General features: G+C 50.2%; 16 protein-coding genes and 1 tRNA gene. 8 read left to right on the top strand and 9 right to left on the bottom strand.

Annotated elements, in window-relative coordinates; translation table 11 throughout:
* Positions 1-274 precede the first annotated feature (274 nt).
* Positions 275-1,234 carry a 2-hydroxyacid dehydrogenase family protein gene (locus EKM83_RS11755; RefSeq protein WP_125577664.1) on the bottom strand — a complete coding sequence of 320 codons (960 nt, stop codon included), beginning with the start codon at positions 1,232-1,234 and terminating at the stop codon, positions 275-277.
* A 152-nt stretch (positions 1,235-1,386) separates the two neighbouring features.
* Between EKM83_RS11755 and EKM83_RS11750 the strand changes: the two genes are divergently transcribed.
* Both EKM83_RS11750 and EKM83_RS11745 read left to right on the top strand, forming a co-directional pair.
* Positions 1,387-1,593, top strand: a complete 207-nt coding sequence (locus EKM83_RS11750) for a hypothetical protein (RefSeq protein WP_125577662.1) — start codon at positions 1,387-1,389, stop codon at positions 1,591-1,593.
* Between the two features lie 355 nt (positions 1,594-1,948).
* On the top strand, positions 1,949-2,629 hold the full coding sequence (locus EKM83_RS11745) for a CPBP family intramembrane glutamic endopeptidase (RefSeq protein ID WP_225418673.1): 681 nt from the start codon (positions 1,949-1,951) through the stop codon (positions 2,627-2,629).
* A 51-nt stretch (positions 2,630-2,680) separates the two neighbouring features.
* Here EKM83_RS11745 and EKM83_RS11740 read toward each other — a convergent pair whose 3' ends face one another.
* Positions 2,681-3,160 carry a MarR family winged helix-turn-helix transcriptional regulator gene (locus EKM83_RS11740; RefSeq protein ID WP_125577660.1) on the bottom strand — a complete coding sequence of 160 codons (480 nt, stop codon included), beginning with the start codon at positions 3,158-3,160 and terminating at the stop codon, positions 2,681-2,683.
* Positions 3,161-3,983: 823 nt separating this feature from the next.
* Between EKM83_RS11740 and EKM83_RS13420 the strand changes: the two genes are divergently transcribed.
* Entirely contained in the window at positions 3,984-6,422 is a 2,439-nt protein-coding gene (locus tag EKM83_RS13420) for a MucBP domain-containing protein (RefSeq protein WP_191987420.1), read from the top strand.
* A 631-nt stretch (positions 6,423-7,053) separates the two neighbouring features.
* Here EKM83_RS13420 and EKM83_RS11725 read toward each other — a convergent pair.
* The 3 genes from EKM83_RS11725 to EKM83_RS11715 form a co-directional block, all read right to left on the bottom strand.
* Positions 7,054-7,137, bottom strand: a tRNA-Leu gene (locus EKM83_RS11725).
* A gap of 52 nt (positions 7,138-7,189) precedes the next feature.
* Positions 7,190-7,483 carry a heavy metal-binding domain-containing protein gene (locus tag EKM83_RS11720; RefSeq protein ID WP_125577658.1) on the bottom strand — a complete coding sequence of 98 codons (294 nt, stop codon included), beginning with the start codon at positions 7,481-7,483 and terminating at the stop codon, positions 7,190-7,192.
* Positions 7,484-7,485: 2 nt separating this feature from the next.
* Complete coding sequence (locus tag EKM83_RS11715; RefSeq protein WP_125577656.1) at positions 7,486-7,998, bottom strand: VanZ family protein; 513 nt, start codon at positions 7,996-7,998, stop codon at positions 7,486-7,488.
* Positions 7,999-8,164: 166 nt separating this feature from the next.
* Between EKM83_RS11715 and EKM83_RS11710 the strand changes: the two genes are divergently transcribed.
* Positions 8,165-10,678, top strand: a complete 2,514-nt coding sequence (locus tag EKM83_RS11710; protein WP_125577655.1) for an excinuclease ABC subunit UvrA — start codon at positions 8,165-8,167, stop codon at positions 10,676-10,678.
* Positions 10,679-11,235: 557 nt separating this feature from the next.
* Here the strand turns inward: EKM83_RS11710 and EKM83_RS11705 are convergent.
* Positions 11,236-11,472 (bottom strand): hypothetical protein, encoded by a 237-nt coding sequence (locus EKM83_RS11705; protein WP_125577653.1) that lies wholly within the window; start codon positions 11,470-11,472, stop codon positions 11,236-11,238.
* A 68-nt stretch (positions 11,473-11,540) separates the two neighbouring features.
* Positions 11,541-12,950 (bottom strand): C69 family dipeptidase, encoded by a 1,410-nt coding sequence (locus EKM83_RS11700; protein ID WP_125577651.1) that lies wholly within the window; start codon positions 12,948-12,950, stop codon positions 11,541-11,543.
* Positions 12,951-13,386: 436 nt separating this feature from the next.
* Between EKM83_RS11700 and EKM83_RS11695 the strand changes: the two genes are divergently transcribed.
* The 4 genes from EKM83_RS11695 to EKM83_RS11680 all read left to right on the top strand — a co-directional run bounded on the left by EKM83_RS11695 (position 13,387) and on the right by EKM83_RS11680 (position 18,228).
* Complete coding sequence (locus EKM83_RS11695) at positions 13,387-14,085, top strand: Crp/Fnr family transcriptional regulator (RefSeq protein WP_125577649.1); 699 nt, start codon at positions 13,387-13,389, stop codon at positions 14,083-14,085.
* 146 nt (positions 14,086-14,231) lie between these two features.
* On the top strand, positions 14,232-16,115 hold the full coding sequence (gene asnB / locus EKM83_RS11690; protein ID WP_125577647.1) for an asparagine synthase (glutamine-hydrolyzing): 1,884 nt from the start codon (positions 14,232-14,234) through the stop codon (positions 16,113-16,115).
* A 140-nt stretch (positions 16,116-16,255) separates the two neighbouring features.
* Positions 16,256-17,512 (top strand): carboxylate--amine ligase, encoded by a 1,257-nt coding sequence (locus EKM83_RS11685; RefSeq protein WP_125577645.1) that lies wholly within the window; start codon positions 16,256-16,258, stop codon positions 17,510-17,512.
* A gap of 5 nt (positions 17,513-17,517) precedes the next feature.
* Complete coding sequence (locus EKM83_RS11680; RefSeq protein WP_125577643.1) at positions 17,518-18,228, top strand: aspartate/glutamate racemase family protein; 711 nt, start codon at positions 17,518-17,520, stop codon at positions 18,226-18,228.
* Between the two features lie 420 nt (positions 18,229-18,648).
* On the opposite strand, the gene EKM83_RS11675 is transcribed toward EKM83_RS11680, so the two are convergent.
* Together EKM83_RS11675 and EKM83_RS11670 are read right to left on the bottom strand one after the other, a co-directional pair.
* Positions 18,649-18,990, bottom strand: coding sequence for a DUF1516 family protein (locus tag EKM83_RS11675; protein WP_125577641.1), 342 nt, complete (start codon positions 18,988-18,990; stop codon positions 18,649-18,651).
* A gap of 66 nt (positions 18,991-19,056) precedes the next feature.
* Positions 19,057-19,587 carry a dihydrofolate reductase family protein gene (locus tag EKM83_RS11670; RefSeq protein WP_125577639.1) on the bottom strand — a complete coding sequence of 177 codons (531 nt, stop codon included), beginning with the start codon at positions 19,585-19,587 and terminating at the stop codon, positions 19,057-19,059.
* Between the last annotated feature and the right edge of the window lie 266 nt (positions 19,588-19,853).

Below are 19,853 nucleotides of genomic sequence, written 5' to 3'. Positions count from 1 at the left end.
TGATAGCGTATTCTTTCACAGTCAATCTTAGGCTAACTGGTCGCAATAAGCAATTATTTCCGTTCAGAAAGGTCAAAATAAATATTATCATAAAGACTGCAATGGCGCAATTGCAATCGGTTGCAGTTTTCGAGCATTCTTGCCTATAGTGGTGTGAATGTATCTGGGGTAGCAGTTAAAGGTGAACCCGTTGATGGTTGGCTGTGGTGCAGTGAAGGACATCAAAAAAAGAGCCTGGAAAGGACCAGACTCTTGACGCATGATAAGTATTAAATTAGTTGACCACGTACAGCGGGTCTTCGCCTTTGTCGACTCTGACCGCATTCTTCGCAACAATGGCGGCCATGGCATCGCGGGCTTCGACAGTCGCGTTACCGACGTGGGGCGTCAAAATCACGTTGTCCAAAGCCTTGAACCCATCGTCGACGTTGGGTTCCGCTTCGTAAACATCCAAGGCAGCCCCGGCCAATTCACCGTCACGCAAGGCCTGCAGTAAGGCGGCTTCGTCAATCACTGGTCCCCGAGCGGCGTTGATCAAGTAAGCGGACTTCTTCATCCGTTTGAACTCGGGTGCGCCGAGCAGGTGATGGGTTTGGTCGTTTAATGGGCAGTGTAACGTCAAGACGTCACTGTTGTCGATGACTTCATCCAAGGTGGCGTAGGTCGCATTAAGGCTGGCTTCCGTAGCGGCGTCTAGTGGGTGCCGTTGTGTGTAGAGAATCTTCATGTCAAAGGCGGCCATTCGCTTAGCGACCGCTTGGCCAATTTGCCCCATACCGACGATCCCTAAGGTCTTGCCAGCCAGTTCATGGCCTAAGAAGAAGAGTGGGGACCAGCCGTCAAAGCCCTTGGTCCGCATCAGCTTGTCACCTTCGACCATCCGGTGTGCCAAGGTGATCATCAAACCGGTCGTGACTTCGGCCGTGGAAGTCGTGGAGACCTTCGGTGTATTGGTGACGGGGATGTTCTTGGAACGGGCGTAGGCGGCGTCAATGTTATTGAAACCAGCGCCGTAATTGGCAATAATCTTTAACTGAGGGTCGGCGTCGATCACGTCTTTATCCACTTGAGTAGACAACGGCGTAATCAGGTAATCCTTGCCGACAATTCGCTTCAACAACTCGTCCTTTGTGATTAATCCGCTACCTGAATAGCTGTCAACGTCGAGCCCGGCTTGATTCAAAATGTCCAGAGCTGACTGGGGAATAGGTGCAGTTACTAAAACACTAGTCATGAGTGTCACTCCTTCAGTAAAATTTCACTTCACAAGTCCATTGTAATCGTTTTCACCGAGGAAAACATCCTTCCCTGAAAAAACTTTCGAAAAATTCGGCTAAACGTGGTAAGCTGTGAACCAGAAGACTTACGTGAAAGGGGTTAACAACCGTGAAACTAGTCACAAGTATCCTCATTGTCATCCTCACGGCGGGCATTGTCGGGGGGACCATCTGGTTAATGCTCACGCTGGCAATCGCCGCGTGGCTGGAGGTGCTGATTGGCGTGGTTGGCTTCGTACTGGCAACGGTCGTCAATCTCCTGTTATTTTGGTTTTTGTGGCCGCGAACGCCGTCATTTGATGAGGATGAGGAATAGGCCAGTATTGTCATGAGGCTCTAAATTTTAGACACAAAAAAGACCATTACGATAAGTCGCAATGGCCAAAGAGTAAGGTTACAACATAATTGGGGGATTATGTTGCAAAAAATTTCATCTACTTTGGGGGAGTAAAATGAAATCAGTCTGTTGAATGAGGACAGAAGCCTCACGGACAGGTCCTAAAACTTGCCCGCAACCATATATTACCGCATTCCTTAAGAAATTACCATTAAAATATAAATTTTTCGTTAAAGAGACAAATCTGACCACGGTGAAATACCACGTTTCGTGGCGCTTGACCGTGGAGCTAAGGGTTAGTTAGGCGAATCAACAAAAGTGAGAGGATGATTTTTTGTCAACAAAAAAACGGCAATTCAGCAATACCATGGCTTGGCTCTGGTTGATCCTACTAGTGATTATTTTAAACATCGTGCAACTGCCTTTATTATTTTTAAGTAACGGAACGGTAGGTCAGCAGTTCGTTTGGGCAGTTATCTACCTAGCTGGCTTTGCGGCCACCATTGCGTTGGGACTGTGGGTCTACCGGCAGGCGCATCCAGTAAAATGGCAACGGTTGACGCGGCGAGACTGGTGGTTGATGGTCAAGGCGTACGGCTTTGTGATCCTGGTCGAAATGATTCTGGGGGTTGTCAACAATCTGCTCTATCACCAGACCAGTACGGCGAACAACCAAGCGATTTCGTCCTTTATGGGCCAGGGAACGTTGACGATGGTCATGTTGAGCCTGACGGCCGTGTTGGCCAGCCCCGTGATTGAAGAAATCACGTTTCGGGGGATTCTGGTAGATGGCTGTTTTCCAGCGAACATGTTTTGGCTACCAATCGTCGTCAGTGGGGTGGCCTTTTCCATCGTGCACATGAGCACCAACCCCGTCAGCTGGCTGATCTACGCCATGATGGGGGGAACGTTTGCCTACGTGTATAAGCGGACCGGTAAGCTGCAGAGCACGATTTTCCTACACGGCTTTAACAACTTGATTGCGGTGGGGGCCATGCTCCTCACGATTAAGTAGACGAAAAAAGCGTCCTGGCTATAATAGTCAGGGCGCTTTGTTAGTTATGGGTTAAAGTTCTTTGTCGACTTCCTTGGCAATCTTACGTTGATTGCTAACGATGTCTAACTGGCTCTTGACGGTCACCAGTTCACGCATCATGTCGTCGATTTCGTCGTTGGACATGCCCAATAACGTTTGGCATTGGCCGATTCGCGCGTAAACTTCATCACGTTTAGCGGTCGCCATTTCGGTTAAATGAATCAGCACTTGTCGTTCATCAGTCCGGCTACGAACCCGTTCGACCCAGCCTTGCTTTTCCAGACGCTTCAACAATGGGGTTAAGGTCCCACTGTCGAGTTCCAGGCGTTCACCTAGTTGATGGACGGTCAGAGGCGCGTCTTCCCATAGCACCAACATCGCAATATATTGTGGGTAAGTCAAACCAAAGGGTGCCAAAGTGCTTTGGTAGAAATGATTAAATTTTTTGCTGGCAGAATAGATGGAGAAGCAGAGCTGCTCATCTAAAAGAATCGGTGTAACTTTCGGCATGGCACAGGCCTCCTTTCAATTACTTTCCAGAGTATTGTATACAATTAAATTGCCACTTGCAAGTAAAAACTCCCGGATTAAAGTGCCTGTGAGGGCCGACTTGCAGGATCAGGAGTGAAATGACTCCAAAAACGATTTAACGTAACGTCTAAACAATTATATAGCATATCGATAGCTAACTTCAACAATTATTGATAAAACAAGCTTTTGTTTTGACAAATCGCTAAAGGATTAACTGATTTGTTGGGGGTATGTGACGAATTGTTCATTATTTGGTGGGCAAAAGAAAATTCGAATAAAATCGTTCACGGTGGGTGCAAATCCCCCCCGAATAATGTGACAGATTACTAAGAATGGCCCGTTTCGTCAATGAAAAACAAAATGACTTAGTTAGTTAACGATATGCATCTAAGTATAGCAGAAGTTTTGTAAAAGGAAAGTAAAACTAGTGAAATCGTCCATTAGAATCGCATGAGGACACAACGAAGGCAACTTTAATAAATCACAATGTAAAACAATTATCAGACGATAGTTCAATTGAATATAACCCCTAGTTTATGGTGGGAATGAAAACCAGGCGAACTGGTTTTGAGCATACATAGTTTTGCTTGCTATTTACGTGGGGTTAGGTACAATGAGGGTGTAGAAAGATTTATCCACATATAATAATGTGTGAGAAAAGATGTAAAACCATAATAAATTTGTGGAGAATCTTTAAACGGTCATTGTTGACCGGCAGCTTGGCAATAATAGTTTAAGGTATAGCCTTACTAGGGAAGGATTGCGACAGGTTTAGCCGTCGCCAACGAGGAGGAAACGAATCATGAGAACGCGGAATTTAGTTGGGACTAAAGAACATTATAAAGCATACAAGGCAGGCAAGCATTGGCTTTACGCATGCATTACGGTAGCGACGGTTGGCCTGGGGCTCGTCGGGGGAACCGGCCTGTCCGCGCAAGCTGATACGAATGCGACTGAACCAGCTACAGAAGTGTTAGCTGAACCGGCGGCCACACCAGCTAAGGATTCAGTCGGTGCCGAATCAAGTGAAGGGGACACCAACAAACCGGTCGATGCGATTCAAGACAATGATGAAATCAAGGACGACAGCCAAGATGCCAAGGACGTGGTCAAGGGCGATAGTCAAGACGCCAACGATATAGTCAAAGACAACGATGTTAAAGATGATACTTCAGCACCGGAAAATTCAGCAGTTAAGGATAACACTTCAGTTGATCAGCAACAGAATCTGAACCACGAAGATGAACAACAAGACGAAAATGTAAACGCTAACAAAGATAATCAACAACCTGGTGACGTAATTGATAATTCAGAAAAGCAAGATAATCTTCAGGCTAACCCGAACCCGCAAACACCGGCTACTCCTCAAGTGGACCCGGTCGCACCAACGGTTAACACGGGATCCCGGCGGCCAATGATGCGGATGGCGGCTATGACGGTTGCCAGTGGTCCCAAGACCTTGGTGGCCGTACCGGTTTACCGGGCGCCAGACTTTAGCAGTATCTCTGGGAAAGACGCCGCGGAATGGCTTCCGGATGCCAATTTACGGGCATTGATCATCGGCTCGATTGATCAACAATACTATGGCGGCAACCACACAGTCACCTCGGCTAATCTGTACCAGTACGCTGGTTTTGATGGCTGGATGAAATATGGTGTGAATACCCTGCAAGAATACTTTGATTTGGGACCAATCAAGAGCTTAGAAGGACTCCAGTACTTCACCAACCTCAGAACTTTCAAGCTCAGCGATGCCGAATTGCCATTGGACGGGATGATTGACTTCTCATTTGCGCCTAACCTGCGGCAATTCGAACTCTTCAACGCGGATGATACCGTGACGGACTGGGGAATTTCTCCAGACACAGTCATGCAGACTTACCTTGCTAACAATGATCAGTTACAGCACTTAACCTTAAGCGGGTTGAATCTGAACGGAAGCTTCCCTGATCTGACAGCTTATCCAGAACTGTACATGCTGAATCTGGACGATAACCAGTTAACGGGGAATCTGCCGGACATCTCGTACTTGAAGAATCTCTTCTCACTGAGTGTCAATAATAATCAATTAAGTGGTCAGCTGCCAGATATTTCCAACTGGTCAATCACCATGTTGCGGATTTCTAAAAATAAGTTCACTGGGCAGTTACCAAGTACGGCCACGTTGGATTCAATCGAGTATGGGACCAACGAAATTACCACGGCCATTGCGCCAGGGACTTATCGGCCTGGAGCCTTCGTCGTAGGGAATGGGCAAACGTTAGATAACGGACACCACACAGTGACCAACGCCAATAATAAGTTTGATCCAACTGAAGGGCTCTTCGACTTCATGGACTTTACCACTGGTGAAAAGGTCACCGATGTTAAATTAGCTCCTGGCAAATTTAATAACGGCGCAACCATCGTTTACTCAGCCGACAGTACGGCGGGAATCACGAGTCACAACGCGTGGGCCGAAACGCAAACGGATGCCTCTAGCTGGTTCACGATTGTTGCCAATCCGGCTAACCCTGGTAGTTTCCTGCTGGTGGCCGGTCCAGAAGCCAAGAATGGGAACTATGTCATTCGGGTCAAGATGGCTGATAGTATTTCCAGAGATATGGATGCGTGGGTTAACTTCTCCATCAAGAATAATATGAAGACGGGAACCGTGACCCCAGAAACGCCGGAACCAGGTGTCACAACGGGGACGGTTACCATCGTCAATGTTGATCAAGATGGTAAGGTCATCAGTCAGTCCGTTGAAACCGGTAATATCGGCGATACCTTTAGCTTCGATGCCCCAGAAATCACGGGTTATCAAGCCACCGGCGTCACCCATGCGCAAGGCACTTACACGGCGGATGGGCAGACCGTCATCTTCACCTACGCTAAGCTGAACGATTCAGGGAGCGCAGATAAGATTGATGACACGACGCCAACTGCCAAGGACAAGACGAAGTCCGGTGCCACTGTCACAACCGGTGGTGCGGCCGACACGATTGCTCCCGGCAAGTCGCAACGGGCAGGGACCAGTCAAGCCAAGACCCGAGTGCCAGGTGTGCAGAACTTGAAGACGACGGGTCGGCAAGCCACGGACAAATTGGCTACGGGTCAGCAAGCCGCAACTGCAACCGCTACCAAGCAAGCTACCTTGCCACAAACTAATGACGCAAGTACCGGTAATTACATCTTAGCCGGTGTTGCCACATTACTGGGGGCATTGGGGATGGCTAGTCTGAAATTGCGGAAACATTAAGTAAACTAAAAAATCGATAGGTCGTTGACCCGTCGATTTTTTAGTCGTCATCAAGATTTGCGCCACGGGTATGTTAGCTAGCCGGTGAAACCCGGCGGCTACAGGCGGGATTACCGCCACTTGACAGTAGATGTGGTATTTTACAGTTGTTCCTAATCCTGATGGGGACGGTAATATAAGGCCACCGGCGACAGTGATGTCGTGCGGTGGTTTTGTTTTGGCGGGTAAGCATTTGAAATCGGCTTGAAAGTAGCGTTGACGCGGTAATTCACGGAAAGACAAGGTTCTGTCCGCTGAATCTAGTGAAACCAGGAGCCTGCGTCAGCCAGAGATTTCGCCTGCTATGGGGGACACTTCCAGCCAAAGAACGGGCTTCCAGTTCGCTTTGAAGCCTGGCAAGCCCCGCCAGTCTCCCAAGTCGCCCCACGCTGTAGGCTGAGAAAGAACCTCAGCCAACACCGTCGACACAGCTGGCTCCATCTCTGGCTGTCTCCGGCTGTTTTTAAGCTAATTTGTGCACGATTTGTACACCTCGCCTGTAGTTTAGCCTTGCTTTCAGCTGTTTTCAGTCATTTTTAGATAACAAAAAAGCGCTCCGCAATTGCGAAGTGCTTTTTCGAGTTATTCGTGATGCCCCGAGCAGGATTCGAACCTGTACTTGATCTCTCAAACAGCGACCTGAACGCTGCGCGTCTGCCAGTTCCGCCATCGGGGCAACTCAACAACAAGTAATATATTACACTAAAGTTCTAGAAAAGGGAACCCCTTTATTCAACTTTTTTTGAATTTGGAAATTTAACGGCGGTGCCATAGCCGTGAACGACTAAAAATTTGGGTGCCACGTTCATGCGCACGACCTCGGTATTGAACCGAACTTCGATCAAACCATCGGCGTCTGCTTCCTGGGCCTGTTTCATCAGGTCTTGTTTGACCTCATCAAATAATCCGTCAAACAGTGAAAATTCATCTGGCTTTTCCGACCGCAGCATGGTGCTAGCCGTTGCCGTTAAGATTCCTTGAATTGCGTGGGTCCGGTTCAGCCCACCAGTTGTCATAAACATGGTTAATCCCCCTCAAATTTCTTTTGCCACCAACGTTGTGCTAGCGCCATTAGTGCGGCTCCTAACACGACGCCAGTGCAGTTGGTAATGACGTCATTGATGTCGACCCAGCGGCCCAACTGAACGAGCCAATTGCCCAGTGCTTGGCCAGTCTCTAGGCTGAGGCCAGTCGCTAAGCCGGCCAGCAGCCACTGGGGCCAACGCAAGCGCGGCCAATTTAGGCGCAGTAGGCAACCTTGGGGCATGGTCATTAAGATGTTCAGCCAAAATGACGCATCGACACTGCCGCGGCCCAGTGGTTGGAGTACCCAGATGCCCCCGGCAATCCAGTGGGTCGTGATGATGCTGACGCTGTCACTACCAAAGGAAAACGCCACGGGCGTCCACGTCAAGAGACTGAGCCCCCAACAGCCTAGCCACCACCATACCCGGCGATACTGCCGATGAGATGCCGCGTTTAGACTGAGACCGAGCCATACCAGACTCACCATTATCGCTGGTACCCAACGACTCATGGCCACACCCCCTCAATATTTCTAGTATACCGGGTCCGGCGGTAGGGGACAATGGTCAGGACCACTTTTTTAAATCAACCGGCCATTTTAAATTCGCCTGACTTGAGTTCTCGCAATATTAGCGGGAAAATTAACTCAGCACTAATTTGAGAAAGGGGAAAACGGTATGGAACCAACTAAGTTACCAACCAAAATCAAAGTCCGCGGCGCCAAGGTCAATAATCTCAAGGACCTCGACGTGGATATTCCACTGAACAAGTTCGTGGCCATCACGGGGCGCAGTGGGTCGGGGAAATCCTCGTTAGCGATGGGGGTACTGTATGCGGAAGGCGCGCGACGGTATTTGAATGCGCTGTCGACCTTTACTCGGCGGCGAATCAATCAGATGGGCAAAGCGGCGGTCGATTCCGTCGAGTATTTGCCGTCAGCCTTGGCACTGCGCCAACGGCCCCAGGTGCCCGGTGTGCGCTCAACGGTCGGGACCATGTCGGAGAGCTTTAACATCTTGCGGCTGGTCTTTTCGCGGCTGGGGTCGCCAGTCTGTCCCAACGGCCACCAGGTACCGCCGACCTTAGATGTCGCGGAAAATGATGGCTACGTGACCTGTCCCACTTGTGGCGTGACGTTTAGGGCTCCCGGTGCGGAGGACTTCGCCTTTAATTCGGCGGGAGCTTGTCCTACCTGTGGCGGCCTCGGCCAGGTGCGTCAGTTAGACGCGTCGCTGATTATTAAAAATGAAGACCAGACATTAGAGGAAGGCGCGGTGGCTTCGTGGCATCTGCCCGGCCGGAATTTTATGCCCATCGTGGCCAATGCCATCGGGATTCCGATCGACGTTCCGTATAAGGAGCTCAGTGAGGCCGATAAGCAACGCGTGCTCCACGGTAAGAAACAGTACGTGGCCATTGATATTCCCAGCAGTAAAGGCAAAATCTTTCACATGGACAAAGCCGTCTACGAGAACGCCTTCGCCGCCGTCGAGGACAGCATGGCCACCAGTAAAAATGAGCGGACGATTGCTAAACTCAATAAATTTTATACGTTTGACACCTGCCCCGACTGCCACGGGACACGGTTGAATCCCCAATTACTGAAACAAACATTAAATGGAAAAAATATCGCCGAAGTGGCTGATTTACCCGTTAATGAGTTACGTGAATTTGCGACGACCATTGTGGATTGGCTACCAGAACGAATGCACAAATTAGGTAGTGACTTGGTCGCTGAATTGCGGTTGAGCCTACAGCCGATGGTGGATCTGGGGTTGGATTACCTGACGTTGAGTCGGCCAGGAGACACATTGTCGACCGGTGAACTCCAGCGGATTCAGTTGGGCCGGACGTTACGGAGTGCCACGACGGGAGTGCTTTACGTCTTGGATGAACCCTCGGTAGGGCTGCATCCCGCTAACGTGACCGGGCTGATCAAGGCCTTTCACGGACTGGTTGCCCAGGGCAATTCGGTGGTCGTGGTCGATCACGACACCCGCATCATTGGGGCCGCCGATTACGTGATTGAGATTGGACCAGGAGCTGGTAAAACTGGCGGTACCGTGGTGGACGAGGGGACGGTCGACCAGATTGCGCACAGTCCGCGGTCGTTGATTGCGCCATTTCTCAACGGCACAGCCACGTTGCGCGAGCGACCGCAGCTGGATGACCGGGCGCTGTGGCAAAAGGGTCAACTGGCAATTGAGGTCCAACACCGCTTCAACATTGATGATGTGGCGGTTAAGTTCCCGAAGAACCGGCTGACCACGGTCACGGGGATGAGTGGGGCCGGCAAGACCACCTTAGTCTTAGATAGCCTGATTCCAGCCATCGAAGCCGACGTGGACCATCGGACCTTGCCGCACCACGTCACGCATCTGGACCGGGCGGGCATTCGTCACGTCGTCAAGGTCGATTCGGTTCCGGTCGGCAAAAACGTCCGTTCCACGGTCGCCACCTATACGGATATTTTGAATCGGCTGCGGAAACTCTTTGCGGCCACCCCGGAAGCGCAGGCTCATGGGTATACCAACAGTCGCTTTTCGTACAATGTTAAAGCAGGGGCTTGCCCGATGTGTGGTGGGACTGGCCAGATTTCCTTAGATGTCCAGTACTTGCCGGACATTACGGAAGTTTGCCCACAGTGTCACGGTCAACGGTACAATCAGGAGACGCTAGCCGTGAAATGGCATGACTACAGCATTGCCGACGTTTTGGCTCTGTCCGTGGACGAAGCCTTGCCCATATTTACTGAAGAGACTGGAATCGAACAGACCTTACAGACGCTACATGATATGGGGCTGGGCTACCTGTTGTTAGGTGAGAGCACGCCGGCGTTGTCCGGTGGTGAGGCACAGCGGCTCAAGCTGGTCTCACGAATCGGCAAACGGCAAAACGGCACGCTATTTATCTTTGATGAACCCACGGTGGGCCTACATCCGCTGGACATTCAACAGCTAGTCAAGGTCTTTGATCAGCTGATCCAGCAGGGGGCCACGGTCATCGCAATTGAACACGACTTGGACCTGATCGCCAACGCCGATTACGTCATCGACATGGGTCCCGGTGGCGGCATCAACGGGGGCCAACTGGTCGCCACGGGCACGCCGGCAGCGGTCAGTGAGACACCTGGCAGTGTGACGGGCAAATACCTCAAGGCCCAGTTGTCATTGTTTGAGCAACACGTTTAACTGAAGATTGAAGGACGGAAATTAGCTAGAAACATGGTCACTGTGCGATTCATGGCGTAAAAATTAGTCGCTTACAGCATCCTAGTGAGAACTGGCCGCCTACCGTCCGCCAAATATGGGTTGGAACGCTGGGGCGGACGGGTCGAGCCAAAGGGCGGTCTCGACGCCTCGCCTTTGAGCCGCAGGTCACGTCTCAAAGATGCCAGTTATCTAAGCGGCATGAACCGCGCCACTAAGATAACTCCCACGGCTGAACCCATATTTGGCGGACTCCCGGCTACAAGAGTGCGTACCAGTAACAATCGGCTTAGCCCCAGGTAACAGCTGATCTAGCTGCTGGTCTCTAACACGATGTTGCTGGTAATTACCAATCCACCGGAGACAGGCAGAGCAGGCGGAATCTCTGGCTGACGCAGGCTCCTGGTTTCACCAATTTTGATTGACAGCACACTGTCGTTCCGGGAATTACCGCATTGATGTTACTTTCAACCTTCAGACGTTTAACGCCAAACTAAAAAGCGCATCGCCAGATTTTGTTGGCGATGCGCTTTATTTGATTACATTTTCTTGGAAACGGTGTAGCGTTGTTTGGTTGAGGGCTCCGACTTATCCGTTAGCTGTTGCTCCGCTAAAAAGATATCAAATGATGGTTCCCCGTGTTCGCTCTTGACGACCAGGACGTGGCCGGATTTATCGTGACGCTCTTGGTAAATCTGAGCTTGCTGCACAGCTTCATGATAATCATGAAAGTTACCAATTGAATCTCCTGGGTTGAAAAGGACTACTTCATCCATCTAATCATTCCTTTCGCTGCTAGCTGCTAATTTCATTATAGCGCATTTGCCCTGAAAACGATACCAAATTACAACCCGGCATCCATGGTAAAGGTCAATGCCGATTGGTCCGCGTTGGCTTGGACCAGCTTACCGATTTGCTCTTGCATCAGCGTGGCCATCGTGGCTGCCGTGGTCGCGTTGAACGCCCCCAGTCCCGTGGCCGAGGTGGTCGCCTGCTGGTCACCGACCTGTAAGCGGTGGTAGCCGGCGATTTGCGTTTGCTTAAGGAAACCGTCTAAGAGCTTGCGATTCTGGTGGTAGTGGGCTTCGCTTAAGACGTCGAGCAATTTATTGGCCCAATAGGGGTTCTTCTGATTGTAGTCGTGGTTGTCCGCACTGTAAGCAGCGCCGACCTGGTCGCCTTGCGCGTAGAAGGGCAGGTAAGGACTAAATGCGGGGTTGCCCAGGCATTGCCAAATGACGCCAGCCAAGACCGGTTGGACGTTGCGGCGAATTTGCAGGACGTGTGAGTTCTGGGTACGAGACAGCCCGACTGCCCGGAACTGGTGCTTTTCGGTTTCCGTGCCGGTGCCCAGTGGGTCGTACGGCGTTTCCTGGTAGTGCGACCCGAGAAATTCTTGCACGGCCGCGACGCTGATTTTTTGTTCGGCGTGGCGGATGAACGGCAGGTCTTGGCTAGTCGGGTTTTCGAACGCGCTGGGCGTGAACACCTTGTGGCCGTACCAGACCCGCGGCGTGTTGTAGTGGGCGTCATCACTGGTTTGCGTGCCAAAAATATGTCGGGAGTTGAAACGATTGCCGTCGGGATTTAAGCGGTTGGCCTGGACAAAGTGACGGATGCCTTGTGAAGACATGAAGTTTTTAGGGTCATCGAAGTCGATGTCTTCAATGGCCAGTTGGTTGGCGACCACGGCGTAGGCATCATCCGGAATCCGTTGGGCGACCCAGTGATGACCGCTCACGATTTCCATGTACCAGACCTCTTCGCTGTCGCTAAACAACACGCCGTTGGTTTCGGCAGCGCCGTTAGTCGTGACCAGGTCGCCAAGCCGTTGAATCCCGGCTCGTGCGGCGTCCACGTAGGGTAAAACGACGGTCACCATGGCATCTTCAGCGATACCATCAGTAACTAACGGGTCCACGCCCAAGACGCGAGAATTGGTATAGGCACTTTCGGTGGCACTCATGGCCACGTTCTTTTCGTTAATCCCGCTCTCTTCGTAAAAACCTTCACTAGGGTCGGTATCGGGCATTGCCGTATAATGATAAGATTTTTTCGGCAGGGTCGTGGTAAAGTGGTTGCCCTTGGAAATGAAATTGAGGTCGCGCGGTTCATTGGCTGCGTGAATCTGTGCGCGTTTGGGCCAAATGGCGACGAAGTTATCTTCGTTGCGGGCAATCAGCGTACTGCCGTCAATGGTCGCCTGTTTACCAGCTAAAAATGACGTGCACGCTGCATGAGTCTGACGGGTCATGGCAAAATTCCTCCTTAAAGTTAGGTAAAACTAGTTGCCATTACTATAGCACAAATGTGGGCTTAATCAGTCGTGGGGGTGAAGGTTTTCGGGTCGTGAGGCATTCGTCACCGCTAAACCAGCAAAGTTTGCTAGAATGGGAGTGAATATGGTTTGTTATTTGTTAAAGGTAGGGCTGCCAACTTCGTAGCGAAAACTGGCGGACTCTCGGCTACAGGGGTGCTTGCCAGTAAAGGTCGGCTTAACCCCAAGTAGCGGCTGGTTTGACAATAAGTTCTTAATGAACATAGTGTTGCTGGTAATCACCAACTCGTCGGGATCTTTGGGCGACGCAGGCTCCTAGCCTAACTGATTTTAGTGGGCAAAACGCTCTCGTTCCAGGAATTACCACGTAAATGTTACTTTCAACCTCTAAAATAAAAAGGAGATGCCGGTAATGGCACATGTACATCAGCATGAATCAATTGAACAGGAATTAGAATGCGTGTCGCAGGTCCCAATTTTCCAGCGGTTGGCGGCCGATCAATTAACGTCCGTCGCCCAAGTGACGCGGCCCGTTTTGGCTAAGAAGGGCAGAACGGTCTTTAGCACGGGGGAAGTGTCCCAGACGTTGTACATCGTGAATGTCGGTCAGGTCCGCCTCTACCACTTGACGGAAGACGGCCACGAACAGGTCTTACGGGTCCTGAATCCCGGGGACTTCATTGGCGAAATCGCGTTGTTCACGGATGAAATCCATTCGTCTTACGCGGAAGCCACCCAGGACAGTGAACTGTGCACGATTTCCCGGGCCTCTCTAACCGACTTGATTACTGGGATGCCCCAGCTATCGATGGCCTTGCTGAATGCATTGGCCGACCGGTTGAAGACGGCAGAACGGCAGGCGACCTTACTAGCCATTCCGGATGCCTTGCCGCGGTTGGCCGGTTATTTACAAGAGATCAGTGGTCGGCAAGCCGGGGTCATCGACTTGCCAATGAGTAAACAAGACTTGGCGGCTTACCTGGGGATGACGCCAGAATCCTTGAGCCGTAAGCTACGGCAGCTAGTCAAAGACGGCGTGATCGAAACGATTGGTCGCCGTCAAGTCAAGGTTTTGGATAGCGCGGCCTTAGCCACGGTGGCCCCAGACTGATCCAGGGCTTAGCTATCCCTTAAGAATCCTTAATAATATGGTATTCACCAAACAAATTTGCTAAAATAATGGGTGTTGTGTTTCATTTATCTTAATGAACGACTAAAATTAGATTTTAAATGACTTAGAAAAAAGGGGATACGCACATGTGTGGATTCGTTGGCTACGTGAATCAAAAAGATGTTCCGACTAATACCATCAACAGTATGGCAGATCGGATCAAGCACCGGGGGCCGGATGACGAGGCCTATTTCCACGACGAACAAGCCGTGATGGGTTTCCGCCGGCTGTCAATCATTGACTTGGCCCACGGAAAACAACCAATGTACAACCGGGACCAAACTAAGGTATTGACCTTTAACGGTGAAATTTATAACTACCAAGAAATTCGGGCTGACTTGCAAAAGTTAGGCTACGAATTCCAAACGGACGTGGACTCAGAAGTCTTGATCCACGGGTATGATGCTTGGGGTCCCAAGCTGCTGGACCGGCTACGGGGGATGTACGCCTTTGTTATTTATGACAAGACGACCAACGAAGTCTTTGGCGCGCGTGACCACTTTGGTATCAAGCCGCTTTACTACTATGATGATGGCGACACCTTCTTATGGGCGTCTGAAATCAAGGCATTCTTGGAACATCCAAATTTCAAGAAGGAATTCAATGAAGCGCTCTTGCCAATTCATTTGAGCTTTGAGTTCATTCCTTCCCGCGATACCATGTTTAAGAACGTTTACAAGGTCTTGCCAGGCCAATACTTCATTCATCACGCTAACGGGGAAACGGAAACGCACCGTTACTTCAAGTTTAATTACGATCACATCGACAACAGCCAAACGGTCGAAGAGGATGCCAAGAAGATTCGCGGTATCGTTGATGAATCCGTTAAGGCCCACATGATTGCCGACGTGGAAGTCGGGAGTTTCTTATCCAGTGGGATTGATTCCTCTTATGTCTTAAACGAAGCTTCCAAATTAAAGCCAATTCAATCCTTCTCACTGGGGTTCAAGAACTCGAAGTACAGTGAATTGAGCTGGTCAACGGAATTCGCTAAAGAAATCAAGCAAAAGAACACACCACTGTACATGACGGGTGATGATTACTTTGACATCTTACCAACCATCATGTACTACATGGATGAACCACTGTCGAACCCATCTGCCATGCAGTTGTACTACCTGTCTAAAGGGACGCGTCAGTCCGTGAAGGTGGCACTGTCTGGTGAAGGGGCCGATGAATTCTTCGGGGGCTACAACACTTACCTGGAAGCCATTCCGTTCGAACGCTACCAAAAGTGGGTGCCTAAGGGCATCCGCAAGATGCTGGGTGGCATCGCTGAAAAGTTACCACGATTCCACGGACGGCGGTTCTTGGTCCGGGGGGCGCAACCGTTGAGCGAGCGCTACTACCGGGTCAACTACGTCTTTGATTATCACGATCGTAATAAGATCTTGAAGAACCCCAGCTTGAACCAAGATGCCGGGGCTTACACCAAGCACTTATTCGACGACGTCAAGGGCTTAGATGAAATGACGCAAATGCAATACTTTGATATCAACACCTGGTTGCCTTATGACATCTTGCACAAGGCTGACCGGATGAGTATGGCCAACTCACTCGAAGTGCGGACGCCATTGGTTGATAAGGAAGTTGCCAAATTTGCGGCTACGATGCCAGTCAAGACCCGGATCCATGCGGATGAAACCAAGGTTTCGCTGCGGACCGCTGCCGAAGCCGAATTACCAGAACGCGTGGCCAAGAAGGAAAAGATGGGCTTCCCATCCCCAATCGCCACCTGGATCAAGACGGAACCGTACAAGTCACGGATCATCGAAGCGTTTAACTCCGACGTGGCCCACAAGTTCTTTAACACTGATGCGTTGATGGAAATTCTGCACGAACATATCAATGGAAAATCAAGTATGCAAAAGATTTTCACCATTTACACGTTTATTCTGTGGTATGAAGTTTACTTCCCAGAAGACACGACGGCCAAGACGGTCGACTTAGTTCGGCGCACGCAAGTTTAATTTAACCGGACCGTCAATGCGACGGGACCGATCATGATCAAGGTTGCTATTGGACTCGTCCGCTAACAACCTTGATTGTGTTTACTTAGCAAGTTTATTTTTGAGAAATTAAGTACGTTGTGAAGGGACTTTAATTCGTTATGGAAACCAATGGAGTAAAATTCACTCCCGTTCTGTTGGGGAGCGACTTTAACGTTTACGGGATGGCGCGGTCATTTTATGAGCTGTACCACCAACCCGTTCAGGCCTTTGCCAGCATTCAGCTCGCACCGACCCGTTACACCAAAGTTGTTAACTTGGAATTGATTCCGGGATTCGATGAGGACCCCGTGTGGATCGAAACCATGCGCAAGCTGAAGGAACGTTACGCTGACCATCCGGAACCCGTTATTTTGATTGGGTGCGGGGATGGCTACGCTGAACTGATCAGCAAGCACAAGGCTGAACTGGAAGACGTGTTCATTTGCCCGTACATCGACTACGATCAATTGCGGCACTTGAATAATAAGGAAAACTTCTACAAGGTCTGTGACCAGTATGGTTTGCCATATCCAGCTACGCGCATCATCACCAAGGCCGAAGCGACCGGCGACGAACCAGTCGAACAACCCTTTGACTACCCCGTCGCTTTGAAGCCAGCTAACAGTGTAGAATGGTTGGACGTGCACTTTGAAGGGCGGAAGAAGGCCTTTCGGATTCAATCTGAAGCTGAATTTCGGGACATCTTGCAAAAAATCTACGCCAACGGCTACCAGTCTGACTTGATCTTGCAAGACTTCGTGCCCGGCGATGACAGTAACATGCGGGTCTTGAACGCCTACGTGGACCGGAACCATCACGTTAAAATGATGTGTCTGGGTCACCCGTTGTTGGAAGACCCAGCGCCATCGGCCATTGGAAATTATGTGGCCATCATTCCGGAATACAACGAGACGATTTACCACAACATTCAAAAGTTCTTGGAAGCCATCAAGTTCACCGGTTACGCTAATTTTGATATGAAATACGATGTGCGCGACCAGTCGTTCAAGCTGTTTGAAATCAACCTGCGGCAAGGGCGGAGCAGCTTCTTCGTGACGCTCAACGGTTACAATCTGGCCGATTGGGTCGTTAAAGACTACGTCAAGGACAGCTTAAAGGATGCGCCGACCGTCTACGGTAACCAAGACGAAAGTCAGCACGCCTTATGGTTAGGTGTTCCCGTTAAGGTCTTCAAGCGGTATACGCGCGAAAATGCCGACAAGGAACGTGCCCTCAAGTTGATTGCGGCCGGTCGCTATGGCACGACGTATCGCTACGACCAGGACATGAACCTGAAGCGGTGGGCCTTGATCCAATGGATGCAACACAACTACACGGTTAACTTCAAGAAGTATTTCGCAGAAAATAAGGGGTAACTACCATGAAAAAATTCTTTACGATTATTGGTGGAATGGGAACCATGGCGACCGAAAGCTACCTGCACCTGCTGAACCAGCGGACGCCAGCCCATGCCGATCAGGAGTACTTGAATTATATTTTGGTCAACCACGCCACGGTGCCGGACCGGACTGCCTACATTTTGGATCACAGTCAGCCCAGTCCGTTGCCTAGTCTGTTGGAAGATATCCAGCAACAAAGTCAGCTAGGCCCAGCGTTTTTCACGTTGCCATGCAATACGGCCCACTACTTTTACGATGACCTGCAGGCGGCGACCGACGTGCCACTGCTGCACATGCCGCGGGAAACGGTCAAGGAAATCGTCCGTAAATTTCCGAACGCCAAGCGCATTGGCATCACCGGAACGCAGGGGACCATCACGGATAAGGTCTACGAACATGAGGTGCTGGCGGCGGGCTTGACTCCCGTGTTGCCGACTGATGAAATCGAAGCGGAGACCATGGCTTTGATCTACGATAACATCAAAGAAAAAGACCACGTGGATCCTGTACTTTATCACCGTATTCTGAAGCAAATGATTGATGAACAGGGCGCCGACATTGTGATTCTCGGCTGTACTGAACTGTCATTGGCCCAAGAACGCGAACCAGAAACCCAGATTCCCTTAGTGGACAGCCAATCCATCTTGGTCGATCGGACCTTGGAACTGGCATTGAAGATGCGAGAAGCATAAGTAAAACGCGACGACTCTTTCCGAATTGGAAGGGGACGTCGCGTTTTTTTGATTAGCATTGGTTTTTAGTCGTTCACATCGATGACGACTTTAAGGGCCGTCTTGTCAGTATTAGCACGCTGAAAGGCTTGTTCACTCTCGGCTAGTGGATAGTGAGCGGAAACGATGTCAGGGAAAAGATTATCTGACTTGGCAACGTTGGCAATGGCTTCTTGAATGTCTGTGGCAGTTTCTCGACTGAAATATCATGAATACCGTGGTAAATAACACCTTTCATTACGTTCACTCCTTCACATGTACTTAACTGTATGATAATTGACGAAAACGTGAATGTCAAAAAGCGGAGAATCTGATGACATCAGACAGAAAAAAAGACCCGTGACAGCATCACGAATCTCTAGTAATTAGACCAGTTAAACCTTACCGGAAAGCCAAAGTCAACCCCAGCCCCACCGTCAGTAAGGCGACGACTCCTAAAATCCAGTAGACCAAATGCGGCGTATCGCGTTCCATTTTACGGCCGAAGCTGATTTCAATCAGGGCAATCGTGCCGATGCCGAGGATGAATTTTAGGCTGATCAACAGGGGCGCATGCCCAAAGGTACGGATGCTCAAGACCACGCCACTAATAATCATGACTAGGTAGGCCAGCCGGGCCAGGATTAAGAACTGGGTGGCCCGCTTCTCTGAGTGTCTCGTGAGACCGCCAATGACTAAAATCGTTAAGATAATCCAGGTCCAAAAATGTAGGGCTAACCACATACCAACCGCTCCTTCGCGTACGAATAATATAAGTTAAGCGTACCATATTCGGCTGAGAAAAGGGTACTAATTACTCCGCTGATAGACCAATTCGGCCAATGGTCCTAATTGATGGGCCTGTAGCAGGGTGAAGCGTTGCGGGTTGGTGAGGTCACCGAAGAGACGCTTGCCGTGGCCTAGTAAAATCGGGGCGAGTTGTAGGTAAAGCGTGTCGACCAGGTTGGCTGCTAGCAAGGGGGTGAGCACCGCTTGACCACCGACGATCCAGGTATTACCAGGCTGGCGGCGCAGGTCTTGCGCTAGCGTGACGACGTCCTGTTGGGTGAAGGTCGTGTGCGGCAAATTTAGCCGGTTCTGGCGCGTTAAGACGTAATTGTGCATCTGGGGGTTGGCGGGGTTGAATGGCGCATTAGGTGCTTGTTGAGCGACATAGTCGTAGGTCACACGGCCCATGATGGCGTTGGTCATTTGCGAGAGGACGGCGGTCCCGGCGTCGGTAGGGATGCCAGTGAGTTGAGTGAGCCAATCCAAGTTGTCGTCATCGGTGGCCAGGTAACCGTCGAGTGAGGTGGCCCCGTAGAAAACGAGTTTTCCCATGTGTGAACTCCTCCTTCATTGATAAAAAAGGCTCGAAGTCCGATGAACTTCGAGCCTAGTGATTAAGCGTTACTGTTCAAGCCAGCTGCTTGGATCCAGTAAGGTTTGTCATTTAAAAGGTTCTATGATATTTGGTGTTGATAGAGAAATCTGTCGACATCATTTTTTGTATAATAAAAGGGACACACTGCCCCACAGCAAAATAGTCGACTAAAACCAATTGAAAGTGAGAATGACAATATGTCCCAAGAACAGTTTACAAGAAA

The organism is Levilactobacillus angrenensis, assembly GCF_003946085.1.
GTDB lineage: Bacteria > Bacillota > Bacilli > Lactobacillales > Lactobacillaceae > Levilactobacillus > Levilactobacillus angrenensis.
This window is presented reverse-complemented; position numbering and strand designations above follow the sequence as displayed.

Coding starts and splice junctions, on each gene's coding strand:
- EKM83_RS11685 (WP_125577645.1), top strand. CDS start 16,256: ATGGAAACCAATGGAGTAAAATTCACTCCCGTTCTGTTGGGGAGCGAC.
- EKM83_RS11755 (WP_125577664.1), bottom strand. CDS start 1,234: ATGACTAGTGTTTTAGTAACTGCACCTATTCCCCAGTCAGCTCTGGAC.
- EKM83_RS11695 (WP_125577649.1), top strand. CDS start 13,387: ATGGCACATGTACATCAGCATGAATCAATTGAACAGGAATTAGAATGC.
- EKM83_RS11720 (WP_125577658.1), bottom strand. CDS start 7,483: ATGTTTATGACAACTGGTGGGCTGAACCGGACCCACGCAATTCAAGGA.
- EKM83_RS11680 (WP_125577643.1), top strand. CDS start 17,518: ATGAAAAAATTCTTTACGATTATTGGTGGAATGGGAACCATGGCGACC.
- EKM83_RS11705 (WP_125577653.1), bottom strand. CDS start 11,472: ATGGATGAAGTAGTCCTTTTCAACCCAGGAGATTCAATTGGTAACTTT.
- EKM83_RS11740 (WP_125577660.1), bottom strand. CDS start 3,160: ATGCCGAAAGTTACACCGATTCTTTTAGATGAGCAGCTCTGCTTCTCC.
- EKM83_RS11700 (WP_125577651.1), bottom strand. CDS start 12,950: ATGACCCGTCAGACTCATGCAGCGTGCACGTCATTTTTAGCTGGTAAA.
- EKM83_RS11715 (WP_125577656.1), bottom strand. CDS start 7,998: ATGAGTCGTTGGGTACCAGCGATAATGGTGAGTCTGGTATGGCTCGGT.
- asnB (WP_125577647.1), top strand. CDS start 14,232: ATGTGTGGATTCGTTGGCTACGTGAATCAAAAAGATGTTCCGACTAAT.
- EKM83_RS13420 (WP_191987420.1), top strand. CDS start 3,984: ATGAGAACGCGGAATTTAGTTGGGACTAAAGAACATTATAAAGCATAC.
- EKM83_RS11710 (WP_125577655.1), top strand. CDS start 8,165: ATGGAACCAACTAAGTTACCAACCAAAATCAAAGTCCGCGGCGCCAAG.
- EKM83_RS11675 (WP_125577641.1), bottom strand. CDS start 18,990: ATGTGGTTAGCCCTACATTTTTGGACCTGGATTATCTTAACGATTTTA.
- EKM83_RS11670 (WP_125577639.1), bottom strand. CDS start 19,587: ATGGGAAAACTCGTTTTCTACGGGGCCACCTCACTCGACGGTTACCTG.